This is a genomic window from Paenibacillus sp. FSL H8-0048 (assembly GCF_038002825.1).
GTDB lineage: Bacteria > Bacillota > Bacilli > Paenibacillales > Paenibacillaceae > Paenibacillus_AQ.
In genome coordinates, this window is sequence record NZ_JBBODF010000001.1 from 4634026 (window position 1) to 4649759 (window position 15734).

Below are 15734 nucleotides of genomic sequence, written 5' to 3' on the forward strand. Positions count from 1 at the left end.
GTGCTCTTGCAGCACGGTTTTTTCTGTTTTCAGGGCTCCTCCCGAAGGGGGTGGGACTCTGGGGCCAAAGAGAGCAAATAGCAGCAAAAAGAGGGCGAAGACTGCCGTGGTGGCGGTTCTTTGCCCTCTTTTTTGTGGTATGCGCAGTTGATTGGGATAAGAAATATACTTGTATACAAGGAGGAACTCAAGTTGAATCTGCAAAGTCTGCACACATTGGAGTATGAGACCATTAAGCAGGAATTGATGCGTCATGCGGTTTCGTATGAGGGTAGAAGGTACATCAGAGAGCTTCAGCCGATGATCTATCTGCCGGCGATACACCGTGCGCTTGAGGAGGCGCAAGAAGCGAAAGAGCTGCTGGAGCGCGGAGCCAGTGTGCCGATTCCCTCGCTGGAGGGCATTGAATGGGTGCTGTCACTGCTGGGGACCGGCTATATGTACAATGAGCAGGATTTCACCGCAGTCTCGCTGTTTCTGAACAGCTGCGGGCAGCTCAGGAAATACATGGCCGCCAAGGAGCAGATCGCGCCGCGCATCGCCGCATACGGTGCATCGCTTCAGGAGCTGAATGGGGTCCGGGACGAGATAGAACGGTGTATCCGGCTGGGGGTCATTGATGACCAGGCCAGCAAAGGGCTGGAACGGGTCCGCAAACGGCTGGCGGTTGCCAAGGAGCGCCTGCAACGGAAGCTGGAGAGCATCATGAACCGTCACAAATCCATTTTGCAGGATAGTCTGGTCAGTATGCGCGGCGGAAGGTATGTCATTCCGGTGAAACGGGAGTATCACAAGCAAATCAAGGGCTCGGTGCTGGACCAGTCCACCAGCGGGCAGACGGTATTCGTGGAGCCGGATGAGGTGGCCTCATTACAGGGGGAAATCGAGCTGCTGACTGCTGACGAGGCCCGTGAGGAAGGAATAATCCTGAGTATGCTGACAGGGCTGTTAGAGCAGGAGCAGGCCGCTATCCGGCTGAATATTGAGGTAACGGGCATGTATGACTTTATTTTCGCTAAAGGGAAGGTTGCCAGGGTAATGGATGCGGGGCCAGTCGCGCTGAACGAACGGGGTTATGTGAGAATGAATGGAGGCCGTCACCCGCTGCTGAAAGACATGGTGCCGGTCAGTCTGGAGCTGGGCCAGGGATATAAATCGCTGATTGTAACCGGGCCGAATACTGGCGGTAAGACGGTTGTGCTCAAAACCCTGGGTCTGCTCGTATTAATGGCACAGTCCGGCCTGCTGGTACCGGCTGATCCCGGCAGTGACTTCGCTGTCTTCACCAATGTAATAAGCGTTATCGGAGACGGACAGAGCCTGACACAGTCCCTGAGCACCTTCTCGGCACAGATGAAGAGCATTGAGGGAATGCTCTATGATGCCAGCAGAGGCGTGCTGCTGCTGATTGATGAGCTGGCTGCCGGCACAGACCCCGGTGAAGGGTTCGCACTGTCGATCGCGATTCTGGAGGAGCTGAACCGGAAGGGGGCTAATATTGTGGTAACGACCCACTTCAATGAGCTGAAGGCCTTCGCGGCGGCAACGGCAGGCTTTGAGAACGCACGGATGGAATTCGATAAGAACACGCTGCAGCCGCTCTATAAGCTAACGATTGGCGAGGCTGGCGAGAGCTACGCGCTGCAGATCGCCGAGAAGCTGGGGATTCTCCATTCCGTCATTGAGCGGGCTAAAGAGCTTGTGACAGAGCAGCAGGGGCACAGAGGCGGCGACAGCCTGTGGAAAGACGCTATCAGAGCGGCACAGAGGGCTAAAGCAGCCGAAGCTGAGATAACCGCCATAGCGGATAGAACGGCTGACGGAGAGCAGGGAGACAGTCCATCACAGCAGGCGAATGCTCCGGCACCTGAATTTGCTGTGGGGGATGCTGTTTATGTCAGCTCTCTGGGGCGAACGGGAATTGTCTATGAGAAGAAGGACAGCCGGGGCAGGGTCGGAGTGATGATTCAGAAGCAGAAGCTGAGCATTAACCATAAGCGGCTGAAGCCTTATCTGTCCAAAGAGGAGCTGTATCCCGAGGATTATGATTTTGATATTATTTTTGAGAGTAAGGAGACCCGGAAGAAGCGTAAGCTGATGCGTAAAAAGCATGTGGAGGGCCTGAGCATCATCCATCCGGGAGAGGAAAATTAAGGCGTTACTGTAGCTGAAGTCTGCCCGTCAGGGCAGGCTTTTTTCAATATCGGAAGGGTTCTTGGCTGCACCGAAATAAATTAAAGACTTCACTTCACAGCGAATATTGTATATCCTCTATAATGTGGAATAAATAATTGTCCATAATCTGCATAATAGGCATTACAGTAAAATCCAGTGTAGAAATCGCTTACATTACTGTGTGATCCAACCCGGGAGGGAAGAAATATATGTCAAACCGACTCATCGGCAGACTGATGCTACCGCTTGCGCTCTTGGTGGCATTGTCGGCATGCAATGGGCCAAGCCCGGCCGTCAAGAATGTTGTGGCGCGCCTTAGCCAAACAGCCGATGAACCCATTACAGGCGGGACCGTAACCTTCGGCTACCCGTCAGCTTTTCAAGGTATTTTTGAACCGGCATTCTTTGAAGGAGAAGATGATTCCAATGTGCTGGAGTTCACCACTGAGGCTATGTTTACCGTGAAGGATGATTTGTCCACCGCTCCTAATATTGCCAGCTGGCAGGAGTCGGAGGATCATACGGTGTTTACATTCACCATTAAGCCCGGAGTCCGCTGGCATAACGGGGATGAACTGACGGTAGAGGATTGGAAATTTGCCCTGGAGACTATCGCCAGCCCGGAGTATACGGGTTCCAGATACTATAGCGTTGAGATGATCAAGGGAGCAGAAGCGTACCACCAAGGCCAGGCGAAGGAAATTACAGGGCTCAAGGTGATGGACCCGTATACACTGCGCATTACAATGAATTCAGCACGGGTGAACGTGATTGATAATCTGTGGGCCTACCCGATGAACAAGCGGTATTTCGAGGGAGTCGCAGTTAAGGACATGGCGGATAGCGATCAGGTGCGTAAGCAGCCCATTGGCACGGGTCCGTTCATGGTAACCAGCATTGTGCCGGGCCAGACGGTGGAAATGAAACGGTTCGATAATTATTACAAGGGCGGCGCGCTTTTGGATGGGATTACTTATAAGGTGATCGACAGCAAAGATATTACCTCTCTGCTTAAAGCAGGAAATGTCGATATGGCGGCATTGCCGCGTGATGCCTATGAGGCTGCAGGACAATTGGATAATGTAGAGATTAGGGTCACACCGGGAATGACGTTTGAATATATCGGGTTCAAGTTCGGACACTGGGATGAGACAGACGGTCAGGTGGTGATGGATAATCCCAAATTCCAGGATAAAAGCCTGCGTAAGGCAATGTATTATGCACTTGACCGGCAAGGGATTCTGGATAAATATTCCTATGGCCTGGGGACGCTTATTGAGACGCCTATACCAAGTTCCAGCTGGGCCAAGATCGCAGACGAGGAGATTGACACCTATCCTTATTCGCCGGAAAAGGCCGGGCAGCTGCTGGATGAGGCCGGTTATCTGGATATGGACGGGGATGGACTCCGCGAAGATCCCGGCGGTAAGAAGCTCATTATTCACTATGATGCGATGAGCGGCAGCAAAACGGCTGAAGCGCGGACGGCCGCCATTCTCCAGAATTGGCGTGATGTCGGGCTGGATGTACGGCTCAGCGGAGGAAGCCTGAAGGAGCTGAACGCCTTTTATGAAGCGGTGGAGTCGGATGATCCGGCAATGGAGCTGTTCAACGGCGTGTGGGGACTGGCCAGCGACCCTGATCCTTCGGGCTTATGGCGCGCTACCGATTCGTGGAATTATCCCCGGTGGACGTCGAAGCGCAGTGAAGACCTGATCCGGGAGGGAGTCAGCCTGAAGGCGTACGATAAGGACTATCGGAAGGAAATCTATTATGATTGGCAGAAGCTGATCAATGATGAGGTTCCGATGATCTTTTTCGCTGAACGCTCGGACATTACTGCGGTGAATAAGCGCCTGCAAGGAGTAACAATGAACGCATTAAGCAATATTATCGATCCGCAGAGCTGGTGGATTAAGGATACTCAATAGGCTGAGGAGGACGGTCTGATCTGCTGCGTTATGTGGCTGAACAGACTGTCTTTTTTTATTTTTTTCCCTGAAAAAGAATCAAAACGCCGTTTGCTGCGTCATATACTTTATGGAATATAAGCGGCATATATGTCAATGTTGTCGTTATTTGTTGTTTCTTTTTAGTGGTGAAGTGATTACAATAGAAATATTGTTTATGTGTCAAAGCCGTTTTCCAGGTTTATTCTACAATTAGAACGACCCGAATCCCGGAAAGGGGGAATAATACCATTTGAAGCAGGGCGGCGCACAGCAGCTAGAACAGCCCACTCATGACTGCCCTGGAAGCCCAGGCGGCCATTGTAAATAGATTACGTTCATAATATGTACATTCCACCATAAAGAAGGAATCAAAAATGATGAATAAGCTTAAAAAAATAAAGAAAAGATACATTGCGCTCATTTTGGTACTGGTGATTGTAGCCGGAGGGTTTCTGTTCCAGAAGCCGCTTGCTGTGCTTGCCTTTGACCTCTTTTTGTCAGATCAGGTAGAAAACAAGCTGGCGAAGGAATCCTATGTGCCTCTGGAGAATAACACCACCAAGACACCGACTTCCGTTAAGGCTGAACCTGTAGCACTCAAAAGCGACCCGTTCTCTCTGATGCTGCTGGGTACCGATCAGCGGAAGAATGAAACCGCACGCTCAGATACCATGATGTATGCGGTGATCCGGCCGGAGGATTATAAGATTCTGCTGATCTCCGTTCCCCGGGATACCTACACGGAAATTATCGGATACAAGGACAACAAGAAGGATAAAATTACACATGCTTATGCGTTTGGCGGGCAGCAAATGTCCAAGGACACGCTGGAAGCGCTCCTCGGCCATGATATTCAATATTATGCTACCATCAACTTTCAGGGGCTGAAGGATGCTGTCGATGCCATTGGCGGTGTGCCGCTCCCGATCAAGAAGGATATTGTTAACAAGGGCAAAGACCATGAGAAATTCACAATTAAGGCCAATAAGTCGAATTACAACGGTGAAGAGGCGCTTAACTATACCCGTTACCGTGAGGATAGCGACTTCAACCGGACCAAACGCCAACAGGTCTTTCTAGACGTGGTCGCGAATAAAATGTTATCGATCAGCCAGATCGGCAATATCCCTGAACTGCTGGATATCATGGGCGACAATTTCAAAACCGATATTGAGCCTTCCATGATCATCAGTCTGGCTAAGAAGTTCATGGGCGGCAAGGATATGGATATCTCCAGCTTCACGGTGATGGGGGAAGGTAAACGGATGGACGGGATCTATTACGACATAGTGAACGAAGAGGATCTCACCAAAGCCAAGGCCCTGATCGACAACTGGATGAATCCCAGTACACCGGTTGACCAGCTGATTGAACCAGGCAAGGCCGGCAATGCGCTTGAGCCTTCGGCCACACCCGCAATACAGTAAGGATCAGATCGGATATTCTTGACCCGTTATAAAAAACAGCAGCCATTCCCGCAAGGTTAATGGCTGCTGTTTACTGTCTTCATGCTATAATGGAATGGAACTAATTGCTGAGGGCAGACGTATAACTACGGTGGGCTTTAGTGCAAGGAAGGTAAAGTAGCATTCCTTCGGAATTCTTTGAGGAGGATCAAGAGATGAATATTGCGTTTTTTTTACTTCCGAAGCAGGAAGTCGCATGTGTTACTATGGATTCGACGCTGCGGCAGACCCTCGAACGGATGGAGTTTCACCGCTATACAGCAGTGCCGATCCTGAACCGCAACGGGGAATATGCCGGCACGGTTACAGAAGGGGATTTACTCTGGTATATGAAGGAGTCGGGCGGCGCGGTCACTTTTGAGAATGCTTCCAAATTTCTGCTTAAGGATGTCCCGCTGCGGATGAACAATCTGGCGGTCTCGATTGATGCGGATATGGAGGATCTGATTAATTTGGCCAAGGTGCAGAATTTTGTACCGGTGGTCGACGACATGAAGCGGTTTATCGGCATTGTACGCCGGAGCCAGATCATTGAATATTGCGAGAAATTTGTCTCACGGCAATCGCTCGAATCGTTATAAGGAACCAAGGCCTGTATTTCCGGCGAAGCGGAATGCGGGCCTTTTTTGAAAGATGGATAGCTATATTCAGGGGCGGCAGGCGTCCGTGTGGCTCGGATATTTTTATGCTATAATGGAGAATAATGCTTTTTGCCGGAGGTAGAGAGACAGTGCCCAATGTGCCGAAGGATCTGGATGTGGCCAAACGTGCCAAGGTAATTGAGTGGTTAAAGACAGAAGTAATTGATCAAGTCTCAAGGTTATTCAAGGCGCTGTGGGAAGGCAGTACCGCGCGTGTCGGCGACAGTCTGGCCAGCCTGATTATGAGCTCGTACATCTTGGGGCGCAGACTCGGTATTCCTTATCGCGAGCTGGATGATCTACTGCTGGAGAAGCTGCGAAAGCACAGGCAGGAGGGCCATCAGCTCGAAGAATGGTACCAGGATATATCTGCATTAGAAGAACATATGCGTAAGAGGTGAATACTGTTGAAATTTCGCTGGACATCTGTGGCTTGGAGTGTAGCTTATCTATTGCTGCTGTTATCCCTGTCAACCCCGCTACTACTTATTACAACATTCTTTATGATTATTCCGGCCATAGTGCTCTTTACGACCCTTAACACCAAGCAGTTCATTCTGCATCTGTTACCGGTGCTGCTGATTGTGGGCCTGATTACCCCGATGTACATCCTGATTGCAGCTTATTTCCTGATCCCGGCCCTTGTGATGGGACGATGGTACAAGAAGCGTGCTTCAGCGATTTCTACTCTGATTGCCGGTATGGTCGCTATACTAGCTGAATTCCTGCTGATCCTGCTGATCAGTACGACGTTCCTTAAGTTCAATTTATACGACTATGTGTATGATGTTCTGAAGACCTATGCGGACTGGCTGGCAAGTATGGGGGCAAGCAATCCGCTGCTGTCCGAGATATCCATCTCATCTGATCAGATTGGCCAGATGAGCTGGCTGACGATCCAGGCCATTCCGATGACGCTGATCCTCAGTGCGTTCGTGATTGCGGTCATTACCCATTCCATTGTCCGCCCTATTCTGAACAGTATGGAATATGCGGTGCCTAAGCTGAAGCCGGCGCGGGAATGGAGACTGGCCAGATCATTCATCTGGTATTATCTGCTTGGCGTGGTCATCAGCCTGCTGTTCGGCGGTGCCGACAGCGGCTTCATGCTAATGGTCTCGGCCAATCTGCTGCCTCTGCTGCAGATTGCGTTCAAGATTCAGACCGTCGGCTTCCTCTTCTTCCTGGTGCATGAACGGAAGTGGAGCAAGATCATCGCTCTTCTGCTGGCAATCCCTGTTATTGCTCTGCCGGGATTCTGGATTATTGGTGTGGTGGACCTGGCATTTCCGCTGCGGGAGCTTGTGAAGAAATCGAAACGATAGGGTGAGGGCTCATGCCAAAATTTCTGCAAAGACGCTGGCACGGCTATCATACCGTGTGGGCGTTCTTACTGCTGCTGGTCCTGATTATAGTAGTCAGTATCTATAACTGGGTCCTCGGTGTTGCCAGTCTCTTCCTGGCCGGCACATTGTGTTTCACCATGCTGCAGGCCGAGCTGTCGTTCCGCCGCAACCTTGTAGATTATATCAACGGCCTGTCCTTCCGCATCAAGCGGGTGGAGGGGGAGGCGGTAAGCATGCTTCCGCTAGGAATTATCCTGTACAGTGAGAGCCGGGCGGTGGAATGGCATAACCGGAATGCCGGCCAGATCTTCTCCCGCAAGTCGCTTGTTGGTGAAGATATGCAGGAGCTGATGCCGGAGGTTATGGCTTCTCTGCAGAACCTGCCCTCCAAGCGGGAACCGGTTAAGGACGGGGTACTGAAGGAGCAACGCCATGAGCTTACGGTCGATGACCGTTATTATGAGGTCGTGGTGATTCCAAGCGAACGGCTGCTGTATTTATTCGATATCACCGAGCTTGTTGTGCTGCGTGAGCGGTATGAGGAAGAGAAGCTGGCGATTGGAATTGTCATGATGGATAATCTGGATGAAGCCGCCCAGGGGATGGATGATCAGCAGCGTACTTCGCTGATCGCCAAGGTAGCCAGTGAGATTACCGAGTGGAGCAAGCAATTCGAGGTATATCTGCGCCGGTTGTCTTCCGAGCGGTACCTGATGCTGCTGAATCACCGCAGCCTTCAGGCCCTGGAGGAAAGCAGGTTCGTGGTGCTGGATGAGGTGCGTGAGATGACAGCGGACCTCAAGGTGCCGATGACGCTGAGCATAGGCCTTGCCTACGGCTCGGAATCGGCCAGTGAGCTGGGAGCGCTTGCCCAATCGAGTCTGGACATGGCGCTTGGCAGAGGCGGGGACCAGGCCGCTGTGAAGGCAGGCCAGCGGCTCTCCTTCTATGGCGGCAAGACCAATGCCGCCGAGAAACGCACACGCGTCCGGGCGCGGGTGATCGCCCATGCCTTGCGGGATCTGATGCAGGAGAGCGACCGGGTGCTGATTATGGGGCACCGGATACCGGATATTGATGCTGTGGGTGCGGCGATTGGCCTGCTTAAGGCAGCACAGATGTACAATGTGGAAGCCAGCATTGTGATGGAGACGCCGAATCCTTCAATCACCCGGATGATGGAGGAGATCCGCAAGGATGAGGCGCTCTATAAGACCTTCATCACGCCAGAGCAGGCTCTCCAGATGATGACGGAGCATACGCTGCTCATTGTTGTGGATACCCACAAGGCTTCCATGACTATGGAGCCGCGGCTGGTGCAATACGCCAGCCGGATTGTGGTGGTGGACCATCACCGCCGGGGTGAGGAGTTCATTAATGACGCTGTGCTCGTGTATCTGGAGCCGTATGCGTCATCGACCTGTGAGCTGGTGACGGAGCTGCTGCAGTACATTCATGACAAGATTAAGCTCAGCCCGCTGGAGGCCACGATGCTGCTGGCCGGGATCACGGTCGATACGAAGCATTTCGCACTGCATACAGGGTCGCGGACCTTCGAGGCAGCCGGGTTCCTGCGCCGGGTCGGTGCGGATACGATTCTTATTCAGCGTATGCTGAAGGAGGATCTGCAGGAGTACATCTCGAAGGCGGAGATCATCAAGCATGCGCGAATGGTGTATGAACAGATCGCGCTGGTGGTCACACAGCCCGGGATGAAGATCCCGCAGCTGCTGATCGCCCAGACGGCGGATACGCTGCTGGGGATGACGAACGTGGTTGCCTCCTTCGTCATCAGTGAGCGTCCTGACGGCCTGATTGGCATCAGCGCCCGTTCTCTGGGACGGATGAATGTTCAGGTAGTCATGGAGAAGCTGGGCGGCGGCGGACATCTGTCCAACGCGGCTGTACAGCTTGAAGGAACAACAAAAGAAGCGGAAGCCAGACTGCTCGCAGTGCTGGCCGAAATTGAAGCGAAAGAGGGGTTATTTGAATGAAGGTCATATTCTTGAAGGATGTTAAGGGTCAAGGCAAGAAGGGACAGGTTAAAGAGGTATCGGAGGGCTATGCAGCCAATTTCCTGCTGCCGCGCGGGCTGGTTCGTCCGGCTACAGACGGCAATGTGAAGACACTGGAGAACCAGGCAGCAGCCGAACAGCGCCGCAAGGACCAGGAGAAGGAGGAAGCGATACAGCTGGGCAAGAAGCTGGATGAGCTGACCCTTACCCTGAAGGCCAAAGCAGGTGAAGGCGGCCGACTCTTCGGCGCTATCACCAGCAAGCAGATCGGCGAGGCCCTGGCAGCTACTCAAGGGATCGTCATCGATAAGCGCAAAATTGAGCTGAGCGATACGATCCGCCATGTAGGCACGTTCCAGGTAACAGTCAAGCTGCACACTGAAGTAAAGGCTAACCTCACGGTTCAGGTAACGGAGGAGTAGGATGGGTGGAGATCTCTTTTTCGATCGGGTTCCCCCGCAGAATCTGGAGGCAGAACAGGCCGTACTGGGTGCCGTTCTACTATCGGATGAAGCGCTAATTACCGCGATGGAGCGGGTGAATACCGAAGACTTCTACGACAAACCGCATCAGATGATATTTGAGGCGATGGTGCAGCTCGGAGAAGAGAGCCAGCCGATTGACCTGATTACATTGACATCCCGGCTCCAGGATAAGGGGGAGCTTGAGGATATCGGCGGGGTCAGCTATCTGGCGAAGCTGGCACATGCGGTGCCGACTGCGGCCAACGTCGATTATTACGCGCAGATTATTGAAGAGAAGGCAATGCTGCGGCGGCTGATCCGCACAGCCACGCAGATTGTCAGCGAAGGCTATACCGGCGGCGAAGATGTAGGCATTATGCTGAGTGACGCTGAGCGGCGAATCCTGGAGATCTCGAACCGCCGCAGCGGCAGCGGGTTCATTGCCATCCGCGATGTGCTCATGCAGGTATTCGACCGGGTGGAGCTGCTGCATCAGAATAAAGGCGGAACCTCGGGGATTCCCACCGGGTTCGTGGACCTGGACCATATGACGAACGGCTTCCAGCGTAATGACTTAATTATTGTGGCGGCCCGTCCTTCCGTCGGGAAGACGGCGTTCGCCCTGAATATCGCGCAGAATGTGGCAGTGCGGGCGAAGGAGACGGTAGCCATCTTCAGTCTCGAAATGTCGGCGCCCCAGCTGGTTCAGCGTATGATCTGCGCAGAGGCCAATCTGGACGCCAATATTATGCGTACCGGTGATTTCAAGAGCGATGATGACTGGTCCAAGCTGACGATGGGCATCCAGTCGCTGTCCGAGTCCGAAATCTACATCGACGATACCCCGGGCATCACGGTTACCGATATCCGGGCGAAATGCCGCCGGCTGAAGAAGGAAAAGGGACTCGGAATGATTGTCATCGACTACCTGCAGCTGATCCAGGGCCGGGGCAAGGCCGGGGAGAACCGCCAGCAGGAGGTATCGGAAATCTCCCGTACTCTGAAGCAGATCGCCCGTGAGCTTGACGTTCCGGTCATTGCCCTGTCCCAGCTCAGCCGCGGTGTGGAACAGCGCCAGGACAAACGGCCGATGATGAGTGACCTTCGTGAATCAGGCTCTATCGAGCAGGATGCGGATATCGTAGCGTTCCTGTACCGTGATGATTATTACAATCAGGATACCGAGAAGAAGAATATTATCGAAATTATTATCGCCAAGCAGCGTAACGGTCCCGTAGGGACGGTGGAGCTTGTGTTCCTCAAGAACTTCAACAAGTTCGTCAACTACGAGCGTGCTCATGCAGAACCATTTGCAGGTTAGACAAATTTCGCACAATACACGAACGATCGCACATTCCAGTCTGTGATCGTTCGTTTTTATTTGACTTTAAAAAGTGCCGCTGTTACACTGATTATTGTGCTTTGGCGGCCTGCCCGCCTGGTGTCCGGAGGGCTGCGTACAAGATGAAGCGCGTACAGAGCCCCTATGATAAGCGGAAAAATAATGGTGCTTGCTAGCACCTACGGAGGAATGTACATGTCAACGGTAGTCGTCGTGGGAACACAATGGGGAGACGAAGGCAAAGGCAAGATCACGGATTTTCTGGCGGAAAGTGCAGATGTGGTCGCCCGGTATCAAGGGGGTAACAATGCCGGTCACACGATTCTGATTGACGGAAAGAAGTTCAAGCTGAGCTTGATTCCATCTGGTGTATTTTATAAAGAGAAGACTTGTGTTATCGGCAACGGAATGGTGATCAACCCGGAAGCGCTGATCCAAGAAATTAATTATATTCATGACAATGGCTTCGATACGAAGAACCTGGTAATCAGTGATCGTGCGCATGTCATTATGCCTTATCATATGGTGCTGGATGCACTTGAGGAAGACCGCAAAGGACCGAACAAAATCGGTACCACACGCAAGGGGATTGGCCCGTGCTACATGGATAAGGCTGCCCGTAACGGCATCCGGATTGCCGATCTGATGGATGCTGAGGAATTCGAGCTGAGACTTCGTCCATTGATGGAAGAGAAGAATCAGGTGATCACTCAGGTATACGGTGCAGAGCCGCTGAACGTGGAAGAGATTCTGGCCAAATATCTGGAGTATGCAGAAGTGCTGCGCGGCTATGTAACCGACACCTCGGTGGTCCTGAATGATGCGATTGATGCGGATTCCCGGGTGCTGTTCGAAGGTGCGCAGGGCGTGATGCTCGATATCGACCAGGGAACTTATCCGTTCGTTACTTCATCGAATCCTTCGGCTGGCGGCGTCTGCATCGGCTCGGGCGTGGGCCCGTCCAAGATCAAGCAGGTTATCGGTGTGGCGAAGTCTTATACTACCCGTGTCGGCGACGGTCCGTTCCCTACAGAGCTGAACGATGTGACTGGTGATTATATCCGCGAGACCGGGCATGAGTACGGAACAGTAACCGGACGCGCCCGCCGCGTAGGCTGGTTCGACAGTGTGGTGGTGCGTCATGCCCGCCGCGTCAGCGGAATCACCGGCCTGTCGCTGAACTCGCTGGACGTTCTGAGCGGACTTGAGACTGTGAAGATCTGCACCGGCTACAAGTACCGTGGAGATATTATCACACATTACCCGGCAAGCCTGAAAATGCTGGCAGAATGTGAAGCGGTCTACGAGGAGCTTCCAGGCTGGAGTGAGGACATCACCGGGGCGAAGACGCTGGAGGATCTGCCGGCCAACACACGCAAATATGTGGAACGTGTATCGGAGCTGACAGGAATTCCGATCTCGATCTTCTCTGTAGGCCGCAACCGTGAACAGACCAATCAAGTGCTGCCAATCTATATCTAGACTGAAGCAGAACTAAATAGATACGTATAGGAGCAGGGGCCTCGGTGAGGCTCCTGTTTTTGTATGTCCAGATGATTTTTCAGCAGGTGAATCAGCCTTTCTGTGCTTCGGGGACGTTTCCCGGACGTTGTTCTAGTCAATACTGTGAGAATGGGATCAATAGCGAACTGATTCTTCAGAGGTTGAATAGAGCAGGGTGTAAGGGAGTGAGATTGGTGAAAATAGTGAAGCGTGCGCTGAGCGTCTGCCTGATTGTGGTGCTGGCGAGCGGCCTGTCCATGCTGACAACGGCCTATGTGGTGAACACGTATATCCAGTCGGTGCTGGCCAGCTTCGATATCAAGCTGGACGGGCCAGAGCCGGGAATCGGCGGCTTCGTGAAGAGTCTGACGGGTATGGGCGGCAGCGGGGCTGCCGCCAAGGAGAATTCCAAAGCGGCCTCAAGCGAGACTAAGAACTCTGCCAAGGAGGCTGATTCTGGCAAGACGGACGGGGAGAAGAAGGATAGCAGTGGCGGAAAAGCCGGGAATCTTCAAGAAAAATCGGTGGACGAGACGGTGCCGGATAATGCGCTGCCTGTGATGGGACAAGCAGCGGCGGGAGAAGAACAAGGTGAGCAGGGGCTGGACCAGAATCTGGTGATGACGCCGGAGGCTATGAATGACCTGAAGGAGAATCTGCCCGCTAATGCCAAATCCAATATCTTCAATATTCTGATGAACAAGCTTCCCCAGGAGGAGATGATCAAGATCTCCGCTGCCCTCGAAGGCGGGTTGACAGAGAGCGAAGTTACGGAACTGCAGGGTATCATTGCGAAGTACGTCAATGAGGATGAATATAAGGAGCTGATGAAAATGCTTACACCAGATAGTGGAGAGAAGAATGAGAATTAATAATTGTCACTTTTTGGACACGTGACCGCCGTTTAAAACGCATATTTTGGGAAAAAACCCGCGAATTTCGCGGGTTTTGCCATGAGAGCAAAGTTGAAATTTTTCTTCAGGCTATGGTACAGTAAAAAAGGACTAATAAGGGTTAATATTTTGTAACCTTTTTCGATGGCGTCACACAGTCATATTCGTATTCATGCAAAACGGGTGCGCTAAGCATATACATTCTTGTTTTTACAGCCGAAAGGGAGAGTTTCATGAAAGGATTTAAGTTTATGCGCCGGATGGGGAACCTGCGGAGCCGTGCAGAAGCATCCGCAGGATCTGGTGCAGCAGGTGAACAAGGTACAGATGCAATGACTTCGGGTGAATCCCGTGTCTTTAAGCCGGAAATGAAATCCCGCCGCCGGCGTTCATGGATACTGGCTTCTGCCGGTCTGGTTCTGCTGACCACCTTCCTGGTGGGGGCGCAGAAGAAGCAGGTAACAGCGAATACAGTAACCTACTACAAGGTGCTGGTGAACGGCGAGGAGATTGGTGCGCTGAACCAGCAGGCGGAGTTAAACAAGCTGTTCGAGGAGAAGAGACGGGAATATCAGCTCAAGTATCCTGACTCTGTGATGGTACTGCAGACTGGCGGTATTACTACCGAGGCCGAGCGGGCTTACAAGCCGGAGGTTAACAGCGAGGCTACACTGGACAAGCTGGATGGTATGCTCAAGGCTTATGCCGTAGGCGTACAATTGGCTGTGGACGGGGAACCGCTGGGAATTGTGAAGGATCAGGAGACGGCGGCGGCAGTGCTTCAGGCCGTAAAGACGCATTACGCTCCGCAGAATGCGGCCGCTTCGGGTGCACAGCTGAAGAAGACGGCGGCCAAGGCGGGAGCGGCTGGTTCAGCCGTGAGTGATCAGGTGGAGTCAGTCAAGATCCGGGAGGAAGTCAACCTCGTTCCGGTGAAGGCAGATCCCAATAAGGTGCTTAGTGTAGAAGAAGCAGTGAAGGTACTTACCGAAGGCAGGGAGGCGCCGCTGCGCTATGCAGTTCAGGAAGGCGACACAGTCTCTGCTATTGCTTCCCGGTTCAACATTACCCAGGCGGAGATTTTCCGCAATAATCCTGAGGTGAAGGAGCTTAGTCTGCAGATTGGGGATGAATTGCAGCTAACGGTGCCGCAGCCTGATCTTACGGTAGTGACCGTAGAACAGGTAACCGAAGAGGTGGTCACGGAGCCTGAGGTGATTATCCGCAAGAGCGACCAGCTGCCCGCAGGCAAGCGCAAGGTCGTCCGTCCCGGACAAACCGGGCTCAAAACGATGAAATACAGGGTGACCAAAGAGAACGGACAGGTGGTTCAGGAGGAGTGGCTGGGCCAGAGCGTAGTGAAGGCCTCTCTGCCTGAAGTGGTCTACTCCGGTACCAAGGTTGTAGGTGAAGGGACAGGAATGTTCGCCTGGCCGGTCAGCGGAGCAATGATCTCCAGCAGCTACGGCGAGCGCTGGGGACGCACACACAAGGGAGTCGATCTGGTATCGGGTAACCGCACGATCAAGGCTGCGGATGCAGGGACGGTCAGCTTCGCCGGTGTGCAGAACGGTTATGGCAACGTGGTGATCGTTGACCATAACAACGGATACGTTACGTACTACGGGCATTTAAGCAGTATCTCAGTCTCAACCGGACAGAAGCTGGGACAGGGCAGTTCCATCGGCATTATGGGCAGCACCGGGCGCTCGACGGGGACGCACCTGCATTTTGAGATCCGCAAGAACGGGACGGCCATCAATCCGATGAAATACCTAAAGTAATGAATGACAGATAGGCTTCCATTCTATAATTCCCTGCCGTCCGGATGATTTCGGGCGGTTTTTATTTTCCGTTGTAACGGTACCTTATATAGATGTGACGCCAAGCCAGGTATGTTAAAATAAAGGAATCAGGGTTTCGAGTACCGTTAGAAA

12 protein-coding genes are annotated in these 15734 nt (G+C 52.6%); all 12 read left to right on the top strand.

Annotated features, from left to right (window positions below):
• Positions 1-192 precede the first annotated feature (192 nt).
• The 12 genes from NSU18_RS19785 (at position 193) to NSU18_RS19840 (ending at position 15581) form a co-directional block, all read left to right on the top strand.
• Positions 193-2154, top strand: a complete 1962-nt coding sequence (locus tag NSU18_RS19785) for an endonuclease MutS2 (protein WP_341149835.1) — start codon at positions 193-195, stop codon at positions 2152-2154.
• A gap of 230 nt (positions 2155-2384) precedes the next feature.
• Entirely contained in the window at positions 2385-4106 is a 1722-nt protein-coding gene (opp4A, locus tag NSU18_RS19790; protein ID WP_341015527.1) for an oligopeptide ABC transporter substrate-binding protein, read from the top strand.
• 395 nt (positions 4107-4501) lie between these two features.
• Entirely contained in the window at positions 4502-5554 is a 1053-nt protein-coding gene (locus NSU18_RS19795; protein ID WP_341015529.1) for an LCP family protein, read from the top strand.
• A 194-nt stretch (positions 5555-5748) separates the two neighbouring features.
• A complete protein-coding gene (locus tag NSU18_RS19800) occupies positions 5749-6174 on the top strand; it encodes a CBS domain-containing protein (RefSeq protein WP_036728036.1) in 426 nt (141 codons plus the stop codon).
• A 158-nt stretch (positions 6175-6332) separates the two neighbouring features.
• Positions 6333-6635 (top strand): MazG-like family protein, encoded by a 303-nt coding sequence (locus NSU18_RS19805; RefSeq protein WP_206105356.1) that lies wholly within the window; start codon positions 6333-6335, stop codon positions 6633-6635.
• A 6-nt stretch (positions 6636-6641) separates the two neighbouring features.
• The gene (locus NSU18_RS19810; RefSeq protein ID WP_341015530.1) at positions 6642-7559 is read left to right on the top strand and encodes a DUF2232 domain-containing protein; all 918 of its coding nucleotides are present in this window, start codon (positions 6642-6644) and stop codon (positions 7557-7559) included.
• A gap of 11 nt (positions 7560-7570) precedes the next feature.
• Positions 7571-9574 carry a DHH family phosphoesterase gene (locus NSU18_RS19815; RefSeq protein WP_341149836.1) on the top strand — a complete coding sequence of 668 codons (2004 nt, stop codon included), beginning with the start codon at positions 7571-7573 and terminating at the stop codon, positions 9572-9574.
• A complete protein-coding gene (gene rplI, locus NSU18_RS19820) occupies positions 9571-10017 on the top strand; it encodes a 50S ribosomal protein L9 (protein WP_341149837.1) in 447 nt (148 codons plus the stop codon). The genes NSU18_RS19815 and rplI overlap by 4 nt, the downstream gene beginning before the upstream one ends.
• Before the next feature lies 1 nt (position 10018).
• A complete protein-coding gene (dnaB, locus tag NSU18_RS19825) occupies positions 10019-11380 on the top strand; it encodes a replicative DNA helicase (protein WP_036699821.1) in 1362 nt (453 codons plus the stop codon).
• A 216-nt stretch (positions 11381-11596) separates the two neighbouring features.
• Complete coding sequence (locus tag NSU18_RS19830) at positions 11597-12883, top strand: adenylosuccinate synthase (protein ID WP_341149838.1); 1287 nt, start codon at positions 11597-11599, stop codon at positions 12881-12883.
• A gap of 215 nt (positions 12884-13098) precedes the next feature.
• Positions 13099-13776 carry a hypothetical protein gene (locus NSU18_RS19835; protein ID WP_341149839.1) on the top strand — a complete coding sequence of 226 codons (678 nt, stop codon included), beginning with the start codon at positions 13099-13101 and terminating at the stop codon, positions 13774-13776.
• A 254-nt stretch (positions 13777-14030) separates the two neighbouring features.
• Positions 14031-15581 (top strand): M23 family metallopeptidase, encoded by a 1551-nt coding sequence (locus NSU18_RS19840; protein WP_341149840.1) that lies wholly within the window; start codon positions 14031-14033, stop codon positions 15579-15581.
• Positions 15582-15734 lie beyond the last annotated feature (153 nt).

Coding starts and splice junctions, on each gene's coding strand:
- opp4A (WP_341015527.1), top strand. CDS start 2,385: ATGTCAAACCGACTCATCGGCAGACTGATGCTACCGCTTGCGCTCTTG.
- NSU18_RS19795 (WP_341015529.1), top strand. CDS start 4,502: ATGATGAATAAGCTTAAAAAAATAAAGAAAAGATACATTGCGCTCATT.
- NSU18_RS19800 (WP_036728036.1), top strand. CDS start 5,749: ATGAATATTGCGTTTTTTTTACTTCCGAAGCAGGAAGTCGCATGTGTT.
- NSU18_RS19815 (WP_341149836.1), top strand. CDS start 7,571: ATGCCAAAATTTCTGCAAAGACGCTGGCACGGCTATCATACCGTGTGG.
- rplI (WP_341149837.1), top strand. CDS start 9,571: ATGAAGGTCATATTCTTGAAGGATGTTAAGGGTCAAGGCAAGAAGGGA.
- dnaB (WP_036699821.1), top strand. CDS start 10,019: ATGGGTGGAGATCTCTTTTTCGATCGGGTTCCCCCGCAGAATCTGGAG.
- NSU18_RS19830 (WP_341149838.1), top strand. CDS start 11,597: ATGTCAACGGTAGTCGTCGTGGGAACACAATGGGGAGACGAAGGCAAA.
- NSU18_RS19840 (WP_341149840.1), top strand. CDS start 14,031: ATGAAAGGATTTAAGTTTATGCGCCGGATGGGGAACCTGCGGAGCCGT.